Raw genomic sequence first — 19690 nt, 5'->3', positions numbered from 1 at the left:
ACCATAGCGCCCCAACGTGCCGTTGGCGACCATCGGACCATACCTGATGACTGCGTGAGAAGGAGATCGATTCGTTCCAACGTCGGCAGTTTCCTACCGGACAGTAATGTGCCGCCACCTCAAGCGTCGGCGTTCTGTGCGGTATCGGTTGCGGCGGTGACCGACTCGGATTCCCGGGCCGCGCCGTAGCGGCTCCGCAGTTCGGTCTTGAGCACCTTGCCTGCCGGGTTACGCGGCAGCGCGTCGACGATCTCCAACCCTTTGGGGTGCTTATAGCGCGCCAGTCGCTCGGTGAGGTAGCCGTCGAGGTCGGCCAGCAGCAGATCGGCCCGGTTGACGGCGGCGACCGCGATCGGCACCTCGCCCCACTGCTCGTGCGCGCGGCCGATCACGGCGACCTCGGCGATGTCGGGGTGACCGGCCAGGACGTTCTCCACTTCGGCGCAGTACACGTTCTCGCCGCCGGAGATGATCATGTCCTTCTTGCGGTCGACCACCCAGACGTAGCCCTCGGCGTCCATCCGGACCAGATCCCCGGAGTGGAACCATCCGCCCGCGAAGGCCTCGGCGGTGGCTTCGGGATTGTTCCAGTAACCGCTCATCAGGGTCGGTGCCCGGTAGACGATCTCACCGACCTCACCGACGGGGACGTCGTTCATGTCCTCGTCGACGACGCGGGCGGTGACGGTCGGGATCACGGTGCCGACCGACCCGAGCTTCCGCACGGCGTCCTCGCCGAGCAAGATGCACGTCACCGGCGACATCTCGGTCTGCCCGAATGCCGCCAGGATCTTGGTGCCGGGGAAGGTCTCGGCCATCTGTCGCAGCAGCGCATCCGAGGCCGGCGCCGCCCCCCATGACATGGTCCGCAACCGGATATCGCGCGGGTTGGCCTGCTGCTCGGCGCAGACGGCCTGCCATTGCGCGGGCACCAGGAAGATGCCGGTGACCTGCTCGGCGGCCAGCACGTCGAGCAGTTGGCCGGCGTCGAAGGCGCCGAGCGGGTTGATCACGGTCGGGATGCCCAGCCACATGCCGGGCAGCAGGTTGCCGACACCGGCGATGTGGAAGAACGGCACCCCGATGAAGGCCACGTCGTTCGTGCCGGTGCCCGCGGTGTGCAGTGCGGTCATGGTCTGGCCGACCAGGTTGGTGTGGGTGAGCACCGCGCCCTTGGGGTGGCCGGTGGTTCCCGAGGTGTACATGATCAGGGCCGGCGAGTCGTTTTCGACATCCACCGGTTGATGCGGTGTGCCGGTCTCGGCGATCAGGTCGTCGTAGGCGATCAGACCGGGTGCGCTCCGGCCGTCCTCGCCGGGCCCCTGCGGCGGTCCGGCCACGACTATGGCGTCCGGGGCGTCCAGCAGATCGGTCAACCCGCGCACACCGACCGCCACCGGCACCAGCGCCGTCTCGGTGATCAGCACCCGCGCCTCGCAGTCGGTGACCAGGAAGGCGAGCTCCGGCGGGGTTAGCCGGAAGTTCACCGGGACGGCGATCGCGCCCAGCATGTTGGCGGCCAGCACCGCCTCGACGAACTCGGTCCGGTTGAGCATCAGGATCATGACCCGGTCGCCGAAGCCGACGCCGCGGCGGCTCAGCGCGTCGGCCAGTGCGGTGACCCTTTTCCGCAACTGCGCCCACGTGGTGGTCTGGCCCAGGAACCGCAGCGCCGGGGCGTCCGGTTGCATCAGCGCATGCCGTTCCAGCTGGTTGACCCAGTTCGCCCGTCGGGCGCGGTAGGGCTGTTCGGCGGGATCGGTTGTTGGATGGGTCAATCGGCTCTCCCGCTTCGTGACGACGACGCTGCGTCGACCCGCTGCGTCCGACACCGGACCAGCGGCGCCGACCCGCTGCGATTGACGCTGAGACTAACCCGCAGCCAGTTGCTCGGCGCGGCGTTTGAGATTGTCGGCCAAGTAATCCAGGGCGTTGTTGAAGGCCTTCTTGAGCATCGGCTTGGGCACCGACATCTCCGTCTCGATGTCCATGTCGACGGTGAGCAACGTGGTGGGCCCGATCTCGACCACCGAGAACAACTGCTCCTGCTTGCTGAACAGGTCGCCCTGCTGGAGCACGGTCTGGATCTGCGTGCCACTCGGGTAGTACACGGCCTGGATGAAGGTGCCGTCGAAACCGGAGTACGACGCGTCCAGCCGTAGCTGGCTGGGCCGGCCGTCGTCGTAGCGGGCCAGCACCCAGATCCCTTTGACCTCGTCGTTCCACTGCGGGTACGCCTCGAAGTCGGCGACGATCCCCATGATCGTGGCGGCGTCGGCGGCGACTTCGACGGTCTTGCTCACGAGCGGCATCCGCCGAGCATAACCAGCCCCGAATAGCGTGCCGCTACACCTGCGCGGTGGCCAGCAGTGCGCGGATGCCATCGGGGATCGGCACCGGCCGTCGGCTGACGCGGTCGACGTAGACATGCACCCAGTGCCCCAGCGCGGCGAGCGGCCCGGGGCCTGCGTCATCGTCGACGCGGAACACCGCGAGCCGGTAGGTGACGCTGCTGCGCCCCAGCCGGGTGACCGCCAGCCCGACCGCGAGCCGGTCCGGGAAGCCCAGCTCGCTTAGGAAGCGGCAGCCCGACTCGGCCACCACACCGAGTTCCGGCATGGCGACCGGGTCGAGATCTGCCACGTTGGCCGCGATCCAGCCGTTGATCGCGGTGTCGAAGAATTGGTAGTACACCGCGTTGTTGAGGTGGCCGAACATGTCGTTGTCGGCCCAGCGGGTCAGCACCGGCCAATGCACCGGAAAGTCCCGGCTGGTCAACCCTTCCGGGGCGGGCGGTACCGCGGAACTCATGGTTGTATTTCAACATGGTTGCCATCCGCGGCGCGGTGCTGGAGCGGATCGGGGCGCCACGGCCCTACGCCCGGTCACGGCCGCTCGCGGTGTCCGGGCTGGACCTGGCTCCGCCCGGCCCCGGCGAACTGCTGGTCCGGGTGGAGGCCGCCGGGGTCTGTCACTCCGACCTGTCGGTGGTCGACGGCAACCGGGTGCGCCCGGTGCCGATGCTGCTCGGCCACGAAGCGGCCGGAATCGTCGAGGCGGTCGGCGCGGGCCCCGCCATCGGCGGCATCGCGGTCGGGCAGCGGGTGGTGCTGACGTTTCTGCCGCGCTGCGGGCAGTGCCCGGCGTGCGCCACCGGCGGGCTGACCCCGTGTGAGCCCGGCAGCGCGGCCAACGGCGCCGGCACCCTGCTCGGCGGCGACATCCGATTGCGCCGCGCCGGTCAGCCGGTCCACCACCACCTCGGGGTCTCCGGTTTCGCCACCCACGCGGTGGTCAGCGCGACCAGTGCCGTGCCGGTGCCTGACGATGTGCCGCCATCGGTGGCGGCGCTGCTGGGGTGCGCGGTGCTGACCGGCGGCGGCGCGGTGATCAACGTGGCCCGTCCGGCGGCCGGCCAGACCGTGGTGGTGGTCGGGCTCGGCGGCGTCGGCATGGCGGCGGTGCTGACCGTGCTGGCGCACGACGGTGTCGATGTGATCGCCATCGACCAGCTCCCGGAAAAGCTCGCCGCGGCCAGCGGGCTGGGGGTGCAGCGCACCTACACACCACAGCAGGCGCTCGACGCCGGCGTGCGGGCGCCGATGGTGATCGAGGCGGTCGGCCATCCTGCCGCCCTGCAGACCGCGATCGAACTGACCGCCCCGGGCGGACGCACCATCACCGTCGGCCTGCCCCCGCCGGATGCCCGGATCAGCGTGTCCCCGTTGGGCCTGGTCGCCGAGGGCCGGTCGCTGATCGGCAGCTATCTCGGCTCGACGGTGCCGGCCCGTGACATCCCGAGGTTCGTCGCACTGTGGCGCGCCGGCAAGCTCCCGGTGCAACAACTGGTGTCGTCTACCATCGCCCTCGACGACATCAACGAGGCGATGGACCGGTTGGCCGACGGCGGCGCGGTGCGCCAGGTCATCACGTTCGACTGACCCTGGGTCCAAAAGTGAAGTCGCGGGCCCGGAAGCGGCGGGTCATCGCCCAGAAGGCGCCGGCGCTACGCGGCCACTGGGTGACCACCCGGCCGTTGGCGGCCCGGAAATAGTTGCTGCATCGCGTCGTCCACACCGTGCCCTGCATCCATCGGTCGATCTTGGCGATGAAGGCGGCCAGCGCGGCGGGCCGCACCGCGACGTAGGTCTTGCCGGTGCGCCGCAGGTGCTTGAGCACCCGGACGACGTAGCGCGCCTGGGCTTCCAGCACGAAGATGACGCTGTTGGAGCCGACGTTGGTATTGGGTCCATACAGCATGAAGAAGTTGGGGAAACCGGGCATCGCCATGCCCAGGTAGGCGCGCGGCCCGTCGCGCCACGCCTGCTGCAGCGTCACGCCGTCCTCGCCGGTCACCTCGATCTGACCGAGATAGTCCGCGGCGGCATATCCGGTGGCGCAGACCACCACGTCCACCTCGCACTCGGTGCCGTCCTCGGTGACCAAAGAGTGCGACCGCAGCGCCTTGGCCGGGCTGGTCACCACCTCGACGTTGGGCCGGCCCAACGCGGGCAGGTAGTCCGAGGAGAAGACCAGCCGTTTGCAGCCCAGCGGGTGATCGGGGGTCAGCGCGGCTCGCAACCGCTGATCGGTGACGTTGGTCTCCAATAGTCGCCGCGCGGTGGCGGTGAACTCAGCCGTCTTGTCGCTGCCGTTCTCGATCACCGAGATGTTCGCCTCGCTGCGCAGCCACAGGCGCATTCGATACAGCCGCTTGGCCAACGGGATGCGGGTGAACACCCAGTGCTCCCGCGGGGTGTAGCTGCGATCGGGTTTGGGCAGGATCCAGGTCGGCGACCGCTGCACCGAATAGACCTTCGCGGCGACGTCGGCCAATTCCGGCACCAACTGTGCCGCGGTGGAACCGGTTCCGAGCACGGCGATCCGAGAGCCGGCGAGTCGCACCGAGTGATCCCAGCGCGCCGAGTGCATCACGGTGCCGGTGAACGGCTGCTCTTCGGTGAGATCGGGCAGCACCGGCTGGGTGAACAGGCCGACCGCCGAGACCACGATGTCGTAGCGGTGCTCGGTGCCGTCGGCGGTGGTCAGGCGCCACTGCCGACGGTCGGCCTCCCAGGCCGCGGAGCGGATCTCGGTCCGCAGCTTCAGGTGCGGCCCGAGACCGTGGTCGGCGGCGCAGCGTTCGAAGTAGGCCAGGATCTCCGGTTGCTTGGACCACTGCCGCGACCAGTGCGGGTTCAGCTCGAAGGAGTAGGAGTACAGGTGGGATTTGACGTCGCAGGCCAGGCCCGGATAGGTGTTGATCCGCCAGGTGCCGCCGACGCCGTCCTCACGGTCGAAGATGGTGAAATCGGTGAAACCCGCCCGCCGCAGCAGGATTCCCAGCGCCAGCCCGCCGGGTCCGGCGCCGATGATGCCGACCGACAGCGGCCGCGGTCTGCTCATCGGATCTGTAGGCATTGGCCGCCGTCCACCACGAGTTCGGCGCCGGTGATGAACGACGCCGCGTCGGAGACCAGGAACGCCACCGCGTCGGCCACCTCACCCGGCTCACCGAGTCGGCCGGTCGCCGAGACCGCGGCCAGCCGCTGCTGGGTGGTGTCGTCGAGCATCGGGGTGGCGATCGGTCCGGGGAAGACCGCGTTGACCCGGATTCCGGCCGTTGCGAGTTCGGCGGCCGCGGTCTGGGTGAGCCCACGCAGCGCCCACTTCGACGCTCCGTAGGCGCTGTGTTGTGGGAAGGGCCGGATCGCGCCGGTGCTGCAGGTGTTCACCACGGCGGCGCCGTCGGCCCGGCGCAGCTGCTCCAGCGCCGCCTGGATTCCGAGAAAGGGACCGAGACAGTTCACCCGCCAGGCGTTTTCGAAGCCGTCCTGCGTTTCGTCGGCGATCGCCGCCCGGTGCAGTACGCCCGCGTTGTTGATCAGTGCGGTCAGCGACCCGAACCGCTGCACGGTGGTCGCCACCGCGACGTCCCACTGCGACCGGGAGGTCACGTCCAGCGGAATGCCGATCACCGCGTCGTTACCCAGCGCGGTGACCACCGCGTCCAGCCCGGCTCCGTCGATGTCACAGGCGGCGACGGCGAACCCGTCGGCGCGCAGTCGTTCCACGATCGCCCGGCCCTGCCCGCGGGCGGCGCCGGTGACCAGGGCAACGGGTGCTCGTTTCATCAGTGGCTGCCCCTGGCCTCGTTGAGGTGCTCGAGCGCTCCGCACCGTAACGCCTGGGATTCGGCTGCCAGGGTGATCATCTGATAGCCCAGCGCGGCCAGCCGACGTCCCGCCACACCGGATCCGCCGTGAACGGCGGCGATCACACCGGCGGCCGACGCCGCGTGCTGAATCTGTGTCATCGCTTCCCGCATGCCGGGGTCGGTGGTGGCCCGGGCCACGTCCACGCCCAGCGAGATCGCCAGGTCGGCGGGCCCGACGTAGATGCCGGCCAGCCCGGGTACCGCGCAGATCCGCTCCACGTCGGCCAGCGCGGCGGCGGTTTCGATCATCGCGAATACGTCCGCCCGAGACACCAGGGCAGTCAGGTCACGTCCCAGTCCCGACCGCAGCGGACCGAAGCTGCGGACGCCGGTCGGTGGATACTGCGCGGCAGCCACCGCGGCCGCCGCCTGCTCGGCGGTCTCGATCATCGCGATGATGACCGCGTCGGCGCCGGCATCGAGCACCCGGCCGATCGGCGCGGCGTCCGCGTTCGGCAACCGCACCGCGGTGGCGATCGGCAAGTGCTCGGTGTGCCGCAGCATGCCTGCGATCTCCGCATCATCGAGGTAGCTGTGCTGGGCGTCGAACCCCACATAGTCGTAGCCCGCCCGGGCGAATTCCTCCGGGCCCAGCACCGTCGGCCCGGTGATCCAGCCGCCCCACAGCGGTGCCCGGTGGTCCAGCGCGGTGCGCAGCGCCGAGGTCATGCGACGATCGCGATCTTGACCCGGTCCGGCACCGGCCGGATCGCCAACTCGAAGGCGGCCTGCGCGTCATCGCAGCCGAACACATGGGTGAGGTAGTTCTTCAGCAGCTCGGGATGCTCGGCAGCGAACTTGCCTGCAGCCTCCAGCATCCGCCCGCGGTCGCGCGTCACGCCGGAGATCAACGTCAGGTTGTTGCGCAGCATGGTGCGCATGTTGATCGGGTAACTGTCGTCGTCAGGCACACCAAAGTAGAAAACGGTGCCGCCGGGCGCGACGGCCTCGATGGCGTGGCTCAAGGTGGCGACCTGGTGGCCGACCGCCTCGATCACGATCTCCGGCCGGTCCGCGGGGTCCAGATGGTGCACCCAGCGGTCACTGGTGGCCTGCACGGCGGTGTCGACGCCGAAGCCGGCGGCGACCGCTCGCCGGTCGACCGGGTCCACACCGGTGACCCGCCGGGCGCCGGCCGCCTTGGCGACCGCGCTGAACAGCAGGCCGATCGACCCCTGGCCGAGCACCGCCACATGGCGGCCGGCCAGCTCGGTGCGCTGCGCAACGGCTTCAATGGCGTAGAGCACGCACGCCAACGGCTGCAGGCCCACCGCTTCGGCCGGCGTCAGCGTCGGGTCGAAACCGGCGAGTCCGTCGCCGTCACTGATCACCCGCTGCATCAGGCCGTCGAAGCCGGAGGCCCACCCGACGACACGGTCGCCGGGGCGGTGCCGCGGGTGCCGGCTGGCGAGGACGTCCCCGACGATCTCGTGGATCGGGAAGCCGTTCTTCTCCGCCGCGCTGGCGCCGCTGTCACCGGGCAGCCTGCCCTGCGCGCCGCGGAAGGCGGGCAGGTCGCTGCCGCACACCCCGGCGGCGACGAAGGACAGCAGCACCTGTCCGTCGCCGAGCTGTTGCTCGGTGAGGTCGGGGACCTCGATACGCTCGAATTCGTACGGCGCGACCAGCCGGTGGACCCACATGCGTCAGACCTCCACCGGAATGGTGTTCCAGCCCCACTGGAAACTCGACGGCAGCCTGGTCGCACCGTCCTCGACGATGCGGAACTCCGGCACCCGGCGCAGCCACTCCTGCACCAGGACGGTCACCTCGAGGCGGGCCAGGTGGTAGCCGATGCAGAAGTGCTGTCCGCGGCCGAACGCCAGCGAGCGTTTGATGGGCCGGTCCCACCGGAATTCGTCGGGATCGGGGTATTGTCGCTCGTCGCGGCTGGCCGAGGCCAGCAGCGTGATGATGCGCTGCCCCGGCGCGATGGTGGTGTCGTGCACGGTGAACGGCTTCCGGGCGGTCCTCGCGAACCATTGCGCCGGCGCGCAATAGCGGATCATCTCCTCGCGGGCGAGCTCCACCGCCGCCGGGTCGGCGCGCACGGCGGCGAGCTGGTCGGGCCGGCGGACCAGCTCCCACAGCCCGTGCGCGACGATCTTGGGCACCGTCTCGGTACCGCCGATGAAGATGCACAGCAGTTGGGTCGCCGCTTCGACGTCGTCAAGTGCGCGCCCGTCCGGCAGCCGGTAGGCCAGCATGCCGTCGACGATCGGCAGCCCGCCCGCACCCTGCTCGGCACGCCGGCGCTGCACGGCCGGGATCAGGTACTCCAGGTAGTTGGGTCGGGCCGCAGCCGTATCCACCCCGGCGCCGGCCTGCGCGAGGCTGCCGGCGTTCACCGCCGCGAGCACCTCGCCGGCCAGCTCGAGCGGGACGCCCAGCAGCTCGCAGACCACTTGGGCCACCACGATTCCGCCGTAGTCACAGGTCAGGTCGAACCGGCCCTGCGGCAGCAGCTCGTCGAGCCGCTGATTGGCCAGCACGCGGATCCGCTCGGTCCAGTCGGCTACCGACCTGGGCCGAAACGCCGGTGACTGCAGCCGGCGGATGTCGTCGTAGATCGGCTTGTCGAAGACGGCGTGAAACGGCAGCGGGTGCAGCGGCGGATCGGGGACGGGTCCGCTGTTGTGCTGTGCCAGCACGCTGGCTGCCGGCAGCGTTCCCTCGGAGGCGACGAAGGTACCGTCACTGACCGCCAGCACATCCCAGATGTCGTCGAATCGCGAGAGCGCGAACAGATCCCACTTGGGCACGTAGTACACCGGGTGGTGATCGCGCAGCACGCGATAGTACGGCAGTGGGTCGGCCATCACGGCCGGGTCGAACGGGTCGTACGAGAAGGCCCGGTCCGCAACCGCTGTCACTCGGCACCTCGCTGGAGCGGGGCGGGCGGCAGCGCCTGCAGGATGGAGTCCTCCCAGCCGTCCCGCAGCGCCGGCGCCACACTCATCCAGGTCACGATCTCGGCCGGTGGCTGACCCTTCCAGGACGGGTAGTGCTGCGCGAAGCAGTCCCAGTCGCCGTCGAGCGCCCAGTAGTGGATGACCTCGTTGAAGCGGAAGGTGGTGGTGAACGAACCGAGCCAGCGTTTTCCGGTACGTTCCGACCACGGCACGTACAGGCGCTCCAACTCCCGGATGTAGTCGTCCTGGCGGCCGGGTTTGGTCTGCATGATCTCCTGGATCACCAACGTCGCGTCGAAGCCGGCGTCGCCGAGTTGCGCCAAGGTCTTGTTCTGCGGGGCGGGATACATGATGCGGCCCTCCCCGGCGGCCCCGATGCCGGCGAGATAGGCCGACCACTCGGCAGCGGGCTTCGCGTGGCTGCCGCCGCGGGCCTGCGCCCGTCCGATGCGGGCGTAGTCGGCGAACGCGTCGATCTCCCAGATGATGGTGACCTGCGGCCAGTGGCCGTTGTAGCGGCTGGTCTCCCACAGCGCGAACAACCGGGCGCCCAGTTCGGTCATCATCGGCTGGTAGATGCCGGTGAACTTCCCGGTGAACTCGCCGGTCGTGCCCCGGCCGAGGTCGATCGTCTCATGCAGATACAGCAGCGTGTGGTCGTAGTACTTACGCATCAGTCGACCGACACCAGATCGGAATCGACCGGCAGGCAACGCTTCTGATCGCTGCGGAACATCTCGGTGGAGTCCACTCGGAGGTCGGCCCGAGTGTCGGCGGCCAACAGGGCTTGCCTCTTGAAGGCCCGTCCCGCCACGGTGAGCACATGGCGCACCGCGTCGAGTCGCTGGTTGACGGCCACCGGCCAGCTTTCGCCCCACAGCACGACCTCGGTCACGCTGCGCCGCAGCGCGGACTGCACCCGCTGACGGATCCGGGGATCCCTGGCGAACGCATCGGTGACGACGGCGAGGCCCTGCCTGGCCGTCTCGCCGCTGGTTGCCGACAGCTCGGTCTCCAGGTCGGCTGTCCGCACCCCGAGAATCTGCAGCGGGCGCAGGTCCTGCTGCGCCGGCACCATCACGTTGACGTCCCATCCGGTCGCCACCCGGTGATACAGCCAGCCGCCGGCGGCCTGCACCAGCGCGGTGACGTCGAGCGCAATGACATCCAGGTGGTAGCGCAGTTGCGGATCCTCGAACGGCAAGTCCAGCCTCGCAGCGGTGCTTGTCATCGCATCATCCCAGCTCGTCGTGAGGATCTCAGGCGACGCCACCGGCCGGGCAGGGCTTGTCCGAGGAGGTGGCGCAACTCTGGAAGATATTACAGTTGAGGCATAAATTGTAAAGTCACGATCTGAACATGGGGAGGGGTGACACGACGTGAGCCTGGTCGCCGGACACGGCCCGCTCAGCACCGAGCGCGCCGGTTGGTTCTCGCCCGAGATCGCCACCAGCCTGGTCTATGTCGAGCCGCACCCGCGCCGGGTACAGGCGGTCAGTGCCGATCACCCGGTGCTCGACACCGAACGCGCCCTGCTGGTGCATCGCCAGGGCCAGCCGCTGTCCTACGCCTTCCCGGTTGACGTCGTCGGCGATCTGCCGCATCGGCCGGTGCCGGAAGCCCCGGGGTTCGTGCAGGTCCCGTGGGATGCCGTGGACACCTGGTTCGAGGAGGGCCGCGAACTGGTGCACTACCCGCCCAACCCCTATCACCGGATCGATTGCCGACCGACGCGGCGGACGCTGCGCGTCGGGGTCGCCGGCGCGGCCCTGGTGGACACCGACGACACGGTGATCGTGTTCGAGACCGCCCTGCAGCCGCGGCTCTACGTCGCCCCCGGCCGCGTGCGCACCGACCTGCTGCAGCCGTCGGAGACCTCGACCTACTGCAACTACAAGGGTTACGCGACGTATTGGTCGGCGGTGGTCGGCGACACGGTCATCGCGGACGTGGCCTGGAGCTACCCGGACCCGCCGCCCGAAAGCCTGCCCATCGCAGGGTTTTTCAGCTTCGACATGGAACGTGTCGGCGGGTTCGCCGACCTGCCGGAACCCGCGGCCGCGCCGGAGCGCTAGATCCGGGCCTGCTCGGCGATCTTGTTGTCGCTGGTGCGCAGCGGTCGGATCAGCCCGTCCTGGGCGAAGGAGGCGATGAGATCCCCCTCCTCGGTGTGCACGGTGCCGCGGACGTAAGACATACCCGCACCCACCTGGGTGCTCTCATGGCCATAGAGCAGCCAGCCGTCCCACCGCACCGGTTCGTGGAAGCTCACCGTGACCGTCATCGGCGCGGTGGACACGGTCAGATGCGACTGGCTGGTGCCGATCCCGGCGTGGGCGCGCATCGTCGTCGAAATGCCCAGATGGCCGGTGAAATAGGCGATCAGCGCCTTGGCGAGGTCGTCGCGGGCGGGGATGGGGTCATAGTGCAGCCAGGCGTGGATCTCCGGCGGTCCCACCTCGTCCGGACTGTTGACGTCGACGACATCGACGAGGCGCACTTGCCGGCCGGTCATCGGCATTGCGCAGGGATTGGCCTGCGCGGGCGACGCGACGTCCGGGCGGGGCAGGTGGTGGCGGATGACGTCGGCCGACGGGACGTCGGCGAGCACCGTCATGGTCGCGCAGCGCTTGCCGTTCTGCAGCACCGAGACGACCGCGGTGGCCGTGGAACGGCCCTCGTTGACCACATCGATAGCGTATTCGACCGGCGGGCCCACCAGCACAGCCCGGGCGAACACCGCGTGCGCCGAACGGATCGACTTGTCGCCGAAGCGTTTTGCCACCCCGACGATGGCCTGGGCCAGCAACTGGGTGCCTTCGACCACCTGCCGCTCATCGTCGGCGGCCAAGCCGGTCGCGCCGGTGAACCGGTCCGGGCCGTCGGCGTTCACCTCGAACAGCTCGAGCAGCCCGGTGACCGACCAGGGCGTGGCCGGCGAGGAGATCTCGGTGGACTCAGTAGACTGCGCCATTCCGCGAGCGTGACATTTCAGTCACGTTTTGTAAAGTGGGCGGGGTTGCGCCCATGAACGCAGGCCAGGAGGACGACCCTGTTGAGCATCGCCGAAACGAGCCTCGACCCCGACACCCCGGCAGCCGGTCTGACGCCCACCCGGCTGGCCGGCGGCTTCTGCTTCGGCGAGGGCCCCCGCTGGTTCGAGGGCCTGCTGTGGTTCTCCGACATGCTCGGCGAAGCGCTGCACACCGTCGACCTGCACGGCTCGATGACCACGGTGGCCCTGCCCGGCCACACCCCGAGCGGCCTGGGTTTCCGGCCGGACGGCTCCCTGCTGATCGCATCCGCCCACGACCGTCAGGTGCTGTGCTACGACGGCGACGCGATCACCACCATCGCCGACCTGAGCGAACACGCGCCGGCCGACCTCGGCGACATGGTGATCGACACCGCCGGGCGCTGCTACATCGGCTCGCAGGCCTACTCCGGCGGAGTCATCGTGCGGGTTGATCCCGACGCCGGGGTGCACACCGTCGCCACCGACCTCGACTTTCCCAACGGGATGGTGATCACCCCCGACGGCGGCACGCTGATCGTCGCCGAGTCCATCGGCCGGCGCCTCACCGCGTTCAGCGTCGGCGCCGACGGCGGACTCGGTGACCGCCGGGTCTTTGCCGACGGCCTCGACGGTCCGCCCGACGGCATCACCCTCGACGCGGCCGGTGGGGTGTGGACGTCGATGACGCTGGCCCACCAGTTCGAGCGCATCACGCGGGGCGGCACCGTCACCCAGCGCATCGACATCGGCGAGCGGGCCGCGATCGCCTGCACGCTGGGCGGGCCGAAGCGCCGCACCCTGTTCCTGCTGTCCAGCACCGACGCCTACCCCAAGCGACTGATCGGGACCCGCGAGTCCCGTCTGGACACGGTGACCGTGGAGATCCCCGGCGCCGGGCTGCCCTGAAAGGGAACCCCAGTGGACGACCCCGATTCGTACTACGAACTGCTCGACGCGGACGACCCCCGGGGCGAGAAATTCGCCGCCACCGACCTGGTGCGCGGCACCTGGTCGGCTCAGATTCAGCACGCCGCACCGGTTTCGGCGCTGCTGGTGCGGGCGCTGGAGCGCCAGGCGGCCCGCGACGACACCCGCCTGAGCCGGGTCGCCGTCGACCTGCTCGGTCCGGTGCCCGCCGAGGGTGCGCTGTGGGTCCGCGCCCGGGTCGAGCGGGCCGGCAAGCAGATCGAACTCGTCAGCGCCGAGATGCTGGCCCCGGGCCCCGACCAGCATCCGCGTGCGGTCGCCCGCGCCACCGGATGGCGGTTGCAGACGCTGGACACCACCGAGGTGGCGAACGCGTCGGCTCCCCCGCTGCGACCGGTCGATGCGGCGCGCTGCACGGATATGCAGGCGAACTGGGACCGCAACTACGTGCACAGCCTGGACTGGCGGTGGCTGACCAAGCCGCTGGCTCCCGGCGCCGGCGAGTCCTGGATCCGCCCGATCGTGGACCTGGTGGCCGGCGAGCCGATGACGCCGCTGCAGCGGCTGTTCGCGGTGGCCGACGACGCCAACGGGGTCGGCACGAAACTCGACATCAGGAAGTGGACTTTCCTGAACACCGACCTGGTGGTGCACCTGCATCGGATCCCCGACGGCGAGTGGATCGGGATCCGCGCCGAGACCAACTACGGCCCGGACGGCATCGGAACCACCGTCGGGACGCTCTTCGACGAGCAGGGTGCGGTGGCGGGCATCCAGCAATCGGTGCTGGTGCGGCGGCGTTGATCAGGCCGGTAGCGCCGGCGTGAGCAGCTCGACAAGGCGCAACCGCGGCCCGGTGATCATCGACGCGACCAGCCGCCCGGCGTCCTCAGCGCACGTGACGCCGCCCGCAGGTGCCGATCGGACGGTCGAGGCCCGCACCTGGGTGCCGACGAACTCCGCATCCAAGGCCGCCGCCCAGGCGTCGAACTCCCTCCGGCGAGCGGCATCGGCCCGCCCCACCAACTCCGGGCTGACCAACACCACATCGCCGGGCCCGTTGGCGATCATCGCCGGAATCACCTGCGTGGCAAGGATTTGCGCCCCCACCCAGGTTCGCTCGGCCGACAACCCGAAATCGGTGATGAGCACGTCCGGTGTGCCGATGAGGTACTCCGCGGTGGCCAGAAAGCGGTCGATCGTCCGCGGGTCGGCGAAATCCAGCCGGGCGGCGAACGCGCTCCTTCCGCTCTGCCGTAGCTGCGCCGCGAACCGTTCGGCGCAGTCGGGTTGTCGGCTTCCGATCAGCACCAGGTGACCGTGCGCCGCCAGCTGCGCCGCGGCGGCCTGCGCGATCCCGGAGGCCTCGGTGGTGATCATGACGGCTCGCGGCGGGTGCGCGCGGTCCTCGGACGTGACTTGTGGTGCTTCGATCACGATAATTGCCCTACCGACCCGTCCAGTGGTCCCGCGACCGTGAGGAACGATGGCCAAGCACCGAACCAGCGTGACACTGGCGCTATTTTTTGTAAAGTCTCCGATATGACCCGGAGCACGGTGGACGGCCCCGATAGCTCGACACGGCAGCGGATTCTCGCCGCGACCGCCGAGGTGCTCGGCCGCAACGGGCTGACCAAGCTCAGTCTGTCCGAGGTCGCCTCGCAGGCCGGGGTGTCACGCCCGACGCTGTACCGGTGGTTCGCCTCGAAGGAGGAGTTGGTCTCGGCGTTCTCCCGCTACGAGCGGCATATCTTCGACAGCGGACTCCATGCCGCCACCGAGGGCCTCAAGGGGGCGGAAAAGCTCGACGCCGCACTGCGTTTCATCGTCGACTACCAGCACTCGTCGACCGGCGTGCGGATGATCGACATCGAACCCAAGCACGTACTCGGCGACTTCTCCCGGATCATCGTCCCGATGCGCGAAGGGCTGCAACGGATGCTGTCCGGCCCGGACGCGGCGGTGAAGGCCGCGGCAGCGATCCGGATCGCCATCTCGCACTACATCATCCGCAGCGATGACTCCGACCAGTTTCTCGCCCAACTTCGCCAGGCGGTGGGCATCCGCCACCGCGATTAGCCGAACCGCCCGGATCAGTCGAACAGCACCGCGGCGTTGAGGTAACCGGTCGGATCGAAGGCGGCCTTGACCGTCCGCATCGCGGCGATATCGTCCGGCCCGCGAGACATCGGCAGGTAAGCGCGCTTGCGACTACCCACCCCGTGCTCGGAACTGACATTGCCGCCGCAGTCGGCGATGAGCGCCATCATCGCCGCGTACAGCCCGGGTTCGGCCGCTGCCGAGCAGCGCAGCACGTTCAAGTGCAGGTTGCCCTCGCCGATATGGCCGAACAGCACCGGCAGCGCGTCCGGTGCCTGCGTGCGGATCGCCGCGCCGGCCGCGGCAGCGAAACCGGCGACGGCGGCCAACGGCAGCGAGACGTCGAACTTCAACGGCGGGCCGAAGACGCCCAGCACGTCGGCGACCGCCTCGCGCACCCGCCAGAGCCGCTGCCGGGTGGCGGTGTCGACACCGACCGCCGGCTCGTCGCTGCACGACACCTGCTGCAGCAGTCCGAACAGCCGATCGGTTTGGTCGGTGTCACCGGCCAGCTCCACCAGCAGCAGCCAGTCGCCGCGCACCGGTGCGGCGACCCCGAGCCGCTCCCCGGTAAGCGCGGCGACACGGGCGTCGATCAACTCCAGCGTGGCGATGCCGTCGAGATCGCGGAACACCCGGGCGGCGCCGATCAGGGCGTCGAGGTCGGCGAAGCCACAGATCGCGGTGACCCGATGCGCCGGCGCCGGCCGCAGCCGCAGCTCCAGGCCGGTGATGACGCCGAGGGTGCCCTCAGCGCCGACGAACAGCGCCGGCAGGTTGTAGCCGGTGTTGTCGGCGCGCACCGCACTGTGCCGGCTCAGCAGCGATCCGTCGGGCAGCGCGACCGCCATGCCGAGCACCTGCTCGCCCATGTTGCCGTAGTGCACGGTGCACAGTCCGCCGGCGTTGGTTGAGGCCATCCCGCCGACGGTCGCGGTGTCCCGGGCGGTCAGGTCGACACCGAACACCAGGCCGGCCGTTGCGGCGGCGCGTTGCACCGCCGCGAGGGTGACGCCGGCGCCCACCCTGATCCGGCGTTCGACGGTGTCGATCTCGCCGACGGTGTTCAGCCGCTCAGTGGACAGCAACACATCGTCATGTTCGGGGACGGTGCCGGCCACCAGCGAGGTGCGCCCGCCCTGGACGGTGACGTATGCACCGCCGTCCCGGCAGGCCCGCAGCACCGCAGCGACCTCCTTGGCGGAACCCGGCCGCACCAGCGCGCCGGCCCGGCCCCGGTAGCGGCCGGTGTAGTCGACACTGTGACCGGCCAGCACGTCCGGATCGTCGGTGACGTGGGCACTACCCACCACGTCGGCCAGGCTCCGCAGCAGGCTCGCAGACACCGCCCCGGTCTACCACACGCCGCGCTACCTTTTCCCACATGGCTACCCGCGAAGACATCTCCTTCCGATCCGGCACCGACCGGATCAGCGCCTGGCTCTACCGGCCCGACGACACCGGTCCGGACGGCGCACCGTTGCTGGTCATGGCACACGGGCTGGGCGCGGTGCGCACGATGCGCCTGGACGCCTACGCCGAGCGGTTCGCCGCGGCCGGCTACGCCTGCCTGGTGTTCGACTACCGCAACTTCGGGGAGAGCGGCGGCGCGCCGCGCCAGCTGCTCGATGTGAAGATGCAGTTGGCGGACTGGGCCGCCGCGGTCGACTTCGCCCACACCCTGGCCGGAGTCGACCCGGCCCGGATCGGGTTGTGGGGCACCTCGTTCGCCGGCGGCCACGTGATCGCAACCGCGGCACGACTTCCGGTCGCGGCGGTGGTGGCGCAGTGCCCGTTCACCGACGGGATCGCCTCGGCGCGCACCATCCCCCCGGTGACGGTCGCCCGGGTCAGCCTGTTGGCGATGCGTGATCTGGCCGCGGCCCGGCTCGGCAACCCGCCGGTGATGGTGGCCACGGCCGGCCGGCCCGGCGAGGTCGCGCTGATGAGCACGCCCGATGCCTACCCGGGCTACCTGAAGCTCGTCCCGGAGGGCCAGAACATCCGCAACGAGGTCGCGGCGCGGATCGGGATGAAGATCCTCGGCTACCGCCCGGGCCGGGCGGCGGCCAAGGTGCGCTGCCCGATTCTGTTCTGCGTCTGCGACACCGACTCGGTCGCCCCGGCGGGACCGACGCTGCGCTACGCGGCGAAGGCGCCCCGCGGCACCGTCAAGAGATATCCCGAGGGACATTTCGACATCTACGTCGGCGAGGCCTTCGAGCGGGTGGTCGCCGACCAGCTGGAGTTTCTGGACCGCAACCTCAAGACCGCGGGAGCCTGAGCCGCCCGCCCCGAACGGGCGCGGCGCGCGCCTGTGGACTCGTGTATTATCGAACATATGTTCGATGTATCGTTGGCGCAGCTGGAAGAGCTGGGTGCTGCCGATGACGGCGCCCTGATCGCGACGATCGCCGGCTGGGCGCGGGTGGAAGCAGCCGCCGCCGCCCACCGGCTGGCCGCCATCAGCGAGTTGGTGGCCCGGCGCATCAGGGGCGATGGGTTCGACCGGTCCCGATGGACCTGCGACAACTGGGACGCCGCCGCCGCCGAGGTGGCCGCCGCCGAACACATCAGCCACCGCATGGCCTCCTCGCAGATGTACCTGGCCGGCGCCCTGCGGCACCGCATCCCGCAGGTGGCCGCCCTGCTACGCTCCGGCCGGATCAGCGCCCGGCTGGCCTCGGCGATCGCCTGGCACACCACCTTGATCACCGACCCCGGCGTACTGACACTCGTCGACGGTGAGCTGGCTGACATAGCCACCACCCTGGGACCGCTGTCGGTCACCAAGGCCGCCGAAGCCATCGACGCCCTGATCGAACGTCACGATCCCGCCGCGGTACGCCGCCTGCGCGACCAGGCCCGCGGCCGCGAACTGGTCATCGACACGACTCACACCGAAGCCGGAACTACCGGGCTGTGGGGCCGGCTGTTCGCCGTGGATGCCGCCGCCCTGGATCAACGACTGATGCAACTGGCACACAGCGTCTGCGACGACGACCCTCGCACCCTGGCCCAGCGCCGGGCCGACGCGCTCGGCGCCCTGGCCGCCGGCGCCGAAACCCTGGCGTGTGCCTGCGGCCACCCCGACTGTCCCGCCGCCACCGGCACCGACGCCCGCGCCGCCAACGTCGTCGTCCACGTGCTCGCCGAACCCGCCACCGCCGACGCCGCCCCCGACCCGCAACTGTCCGGCGAACCCGAGCCCGCACCATCCCGGCCGAGCCCGGCGCCGGCTCAATCCCGCCCGCCCTCGGCACGCATCGTCGGCGGTGGCAGCGTGCCCTCGGGCCTGCTGGCGCAACTCATCGCCAGCGGCGCCACCGTGACGAAGCTACGGCCCCCGGCCGAGCTGACCACCGAAACCGGCTACCGGCCTTCATCCGCCCTGGCCGCATTCGTCCGCGCCCGCGACATGACTTGCCGATTCCCTGGCTGCGACCGGCCCGCGACCGCCTGCGACATCGACCACGCCGTCCCCCACCCCTGGGGGCCGACCCACCCGGGCAACCTGCGCTGTCTATGCCGAAAGCACCACTTGCTCAAGACTTTCTGGATTGGGCCCGGCGGCTGGAGCGACCGTCAGCACCCCGACGGCAGCATCGACTGGACCTCCCCGACGGGCCACACCTACACCACCCGGCCGGCCAGCCGCCTGCTGTTCCCCGGCCTCAGCCTGCCCACCGCCACACCACCGGCCACCACACCACCGGTCGGCCACCAGCGCGACCTCATGATGCCCACCAGAAGAACCACCCGCGCCCAAGACCGCCTCCGATGCATCAACACCGAGCGCGCCCTCAACCTGGCCCAACGCGAGAGGCCTCCCCCGTAGCGGGGGCCTGCTACACGCCCAGCGGTGACTCGACGCGGACCGTCTCATCGCGGATCAGCCCGCGCAGCAGGGCGGTGCTGAACTCCGCGGCGATCTCCTTGGCGCTGCGCCTACCGCTGGGCCGCAACCAGCGGTAGGCCCCCAGCGTCATGCCGATGTAGCCGAGCGCCAGCACGTGCGAATCGCACTGGTAGAACTCGCCGCTGGCGATACCCCGGTCAATCAGGCCGTGCACGTGCTCGTAGACCTGGGCTTCCTTCTCCCGGACCTCGGCGACCTGTTCGTCGGTGAACCACTCGGTGATGTAGGGCTGCTCCTGGAAGTAGACCGCCGCCCCCTCCGGGTTGACGGCGATCTGGTCGAGTAGCCGCACCGTGTACTGGTATAGCGCCTCGCGCGCGGTCCAGGTCGGGTCGTCGTGCACGGCGGCCAGCGTCCGTTCGGCGGCCTGCTGGTAGATGTCGTAGAGGATCAGCGACTTGCTTGCGTAATAGTGGTAGACGGTCGCCTTGTTCAGGCCGACCACATCGGCGACGTCGTCCATGCGGGTGCCGTGGTAGCCGCGGGCGGCGAACAACTTGGTGGCGACCGCGAGCAGCTCTTCGCGGCGGGAGGGCCCCTGGGCGGAGCTCCCCTTGTCGTTGGGCATGTGCACTCGCTATCCGGCCGCCGGCATCATC

Annotated in this window: 21 protein-coding genes; 7 read left to right on the top strand and 14 right to left on the bottom strand. The window is 69.9% G+C overall.

Annotated elements, in window-relative coordinates:
* Window positions 1–119: 119 nt before the first annotated feature.
* The 3 genes from fadD5 to BST10_RS06315 form a co-directional block, all read right to left on the bottom strand.
* Window positions 120–1778, bottom strand: a complete 1659-nt coding sequence (gene fadD5 / locus BST10_RS06325; protein ID WP_083037111.1) for a fatty-acid--CoA ligase FadD5 — start codon at window positions 1776–1778, stop codon at window positions 120–122.
* Between the two features lie 93 nt (window positions 1779–1871).
* Window positions 1872–2312: an SRPBCC family protein gene (locus BST10_RS06320; protein WP_041316664.1), complete on the bottom strand. Its 441-nt coding sequence runs from the start codon at window positions 2310–2312 to the stop codon at window positions 1872–1874.
* 34 nt (window positions 2313–2346) lie between these two features.
* Window positions 2347–2811 (bottom strand): acyl-CoA thioesterase, encoded by a 465-nt coding sequence (locus BST10_RS06315; protein ID WP_013827061.1) that lies wholly within the window; start codon window positions 2809–2811, stop codon window positions 2347–2349.
* A gap of 14 nt (window positions 2812–2825) precedes the next feature.
* Between BST10_RS06315 and BST10_RS06310 the strand changes: the two genes are divergently transcribed.
* Window positions 2826–3941 carry an alcohol dehydrogenase catalytic domain-containing protein gene (locus BST10_RS06310; RefSeq protein ID WP_083037163.1) on the top strand — a complete coding sequence of 372 codons (1116 nt, stop codon included), beginning with the start codon at window positions 2826–2828 and terminating at the stop codon, window positions 3939–3941.
* On the opposite strand, the gene BST10_RS06305 is transcribed toward BST10_RS06310, so the two are convergent.
* From BST10_RS06305 to BST10_RS06275, 7 genes are read right to left on the bottom strand one after another with little or no spacing between them, the layout of a single operon-like run.
* Complete coding sequence (locus tag BST10_RS06305) at window positions 3928–5421, bottom strand: flavin-containing monooxygenase (RefSeq protein WP_013827059.1); 1494 nt, start codon at window positions 5419–5421, stop codon at window positions 3928–3930. The genes BST10_RS06310 and BST10_RS06305 overlap by 14 nt on opposite strands.
* Window positions 5403–6134 carry an SDR family NAD(P)-dependent oxidoreductase gene (locus tag BST10_RS06300; RefSeq protein WP_013827058.1) on the bottom strand — a complete coding sequence of 244 codons (732 nt, stop codon included), beginning with the start codon at window positions 6132–6134 and terminating at the stop codon, window positions 5403–5405. The genes BST10_RS06305 and BST10_RS06300 overlap by 19 nt, the downstream gene beginning before the upstream one ends.
* Window positions 6134–6886 carry an HpcH/HpaI aldolase family protein gene (locus tag BST10_RS06295; protein WP_013827057.1) on the bottom strand — a complete coding sequence of 251 codons (753 nt, stop codon included), beginning with the start codon at window positions 6884–6886 and terminating at the stop codon, window positions 6134–6136. The genes BST10_RS06300 and BST10_RS06295 overlap by 1 nt, the downstream gene beginning before the upstream one ends.
* The gene (locus BST10_RS06290; protein WP_013827056.1) at window positions 6883–7860 is read right to left on the bottom strand and encodes a zinc-binding dehydrogenase; all 978 of its coding nucleotides are present in this window, start codon (window positions 7858–7860) and stop codon (window positions 6883–6885) included. The genes BST10_RS06295 and BST10_RS06290 overlap by 4 nt, the downstream gene beginning before the upstream one ends.
* Before the next feature lie 3 nt (window positions 7861–7863).
* A complete protein-coding gene (locus BST10_RS06285; RefSeq protein ID WP_049792980.1) occupies window positions 7864–9036 on the bottom strand; it encodes a cytochrome P450 in 1173 nt (390 codons plus the stop codon).
* A 50-nt stretch (window positions 9037–9086) separates the two neighbouring features.
* On the bottom strand, window positions 9087–9803 hold the full coding sequence (locus BST10_RS06280) for an NIPSNAP family protein (RefSeq protein WP_083037110.1): 717 nt from the start codon (window positions 9801–9803) through the stop codon (window positions 9087–9089).
* Complete coding sequence (locus tag BST10_RS06275; RefSeq protein WP_049792807.1) at window positions 9803–10360, bottom strand: hypothetical protein; 558 nt, start codon at window positions 10358–10360, stop codon at window positions 9803–9805. Before BST10_RS06275 ends, BST10_RS06280 begins: the two co-directional genes overlap by 1 nt.
* Window positions 10361–10508: 148 nt before the next feature.
* Here BST10_RS06275 and BST10_RS06270 point away from each other — a divergent pair, with 148 nt between their 5' ends.
* Window positions 10509–11204 carry a DUF427 domain-containing protein gene (locus tag BST10_RS06270; protein ID WP_083037109.1) on the top strand — a complete coding sequence of 232 codons (696 nt, stop codon included), beginning with the start codon at window positions 10509–10511 and terminating at the stop codon, window positions 11202–11204.
* On the opposite strand, the gene BST10_RS06265 is transcribed toward BST10_RS06270, so the two are convergent.
* Window positions 11201–12103 (bottom strand): acyl-CoA thioesterase, encoded by a 903-nt coding sequence (locus tag BST10_RS06265; protein WP_013827051.1) that lies wholly within the window; start codon window positions 12101–12103, stop codon window positions 11201–11203. The genes BST10_RS06270 and BST10_RS06265 overlap by 4 nt on opposite strands.
* Window positions 12104–12232: 129 nt before the next feature.
* Here BST10_RS06265 and BST10_RS06260 point away from each other — a divergent pair, with 129 nt between their 5' ends.
* Complete coding sequence (locus BST10_RS06260) at window positions 12233–13051, top strand: SMP-30/gluconolactonase/LRE family protein (RefSeq protein ID WP_041319337.1); 819 nt, start codon at window positions 12233–12235, stop codon at window positions 13049–13051.
* 12 nt (window positions 13052–13063) lie between these two features.
* On the top strand, window positions 13064–13876 hold the full coding sequence (locus BST10_RS06255; protein ID WP_083037108.1) for a thioesterase family protein: 813 nt from the start codon (window positions 13064–13066) through the stop codon (window positions 13874–13876).
* Here BST10_RS06255 and BST10_RS06250 read toward each other — a convergent pair whose 3' ends face one another.
* Window positions 13877–14509: an SDR family NAD(P)-dependent oxidoreductase gene (locus tag BST10_RS06250; RefSeq protein WP_013827048.1), complete on the bottom strand. Its 633-nt coding sequence runs from the start codon at window positions 14507–14509 to the stop codon at window positions 13877–13879.
* Between the two features lie 105 nt (window positions 14510–14614).
* On the opposite strand from BST10_RS06250, the gene BST10_RS06245 reads away from it, so the two are divergent.
* Window positions 14615–15151 carry a TetR/AcrR family transcriptional regulator gene (locus BST10_RS06245; protein ID WP_041316659.1) on the top strand — a complete coding sequence of 179 codons (537 nt, stop codon included), beginning with the start codon at window positions 14615–14617 and terminating at the stop codon, window positions 15149–15151.
* Between the two features lie 14 nt (window positions 15152–15165).
* Here the strand turns inward: BST10_RS06245 and BST10_RS06240 are convergent, their stop codons facing one another.
* The gene (locus BST10_RS06240) at window positions 15166–16506 is read right to left on the bottom strand and encodes an FAD-binding oxidoreductase (RefSeq protein WP_085975744.1); all 1341 of its coding nucleotides are present in this window, start codon (window positions 16504–16506) and stop codon (window positions 15166–15168) included.
* Window positions 16507–16556: 50 nt separating this feature from the next.
* On the opposite strand from BST10_RS06240, the gene BST10_RS06235 reads away from it, so the two are divergent.
* Window positions 16557–17456: an alpha/beta hydrolase gene (locus BST10_RS06235; RefSeq protein WP_013827045.1), complete on the top strand. Its 900-nt coding sequence runs from the start codon at window positions 16557–16559 to the stop codon at window positions 17454–17456.
* Window positions 17457–17513: 57 nt separating this feature from the next.
* Window positions 17514–19010, top strand: coding sequence for an HNH endonuclease signature motif containing protein (locus BST10_RS06230; protein WP_083037107.1), 1497 nt, complete (start codon window positions 17514–17516; stop codon window positions 19008–19010).
* Between the two features lie 10 nt (window positions 19011–19020).
* Here the strand turns inward: BST10_RS06230 and BST10_RS06225 are convergent, their stop codons facing one another.
* Complete coding sequence (locus BST10_RS06225) at window positions 19021–19659, bottom strand: TetR/AcrR family transcriptional regulator (RefSeq protein WP_013827043.1); 639 nt, start codon at window positions 19657–19659, stop codon at window positions 19021–19023.
* Between the last annotated feature and the right edge of the window lie 31 nt (window positions 19660–19690).

The sequence above is a fragment of the Mycolicibacter algericus DSM 45454 genome, from assembly GCF_002086455.1.
Lineage (GTDB): Bacteria > Actinomycetota > Actinomycetes > Mycobacteriales > Mycobacteriaceae > Mycobacterium > Mycobacterium algericum.
The sequence above is the reverse complement of the archived record's forward strand: the minus strand, read 5'-3'. Positions and strand labels throughout refer to the sequence as shown.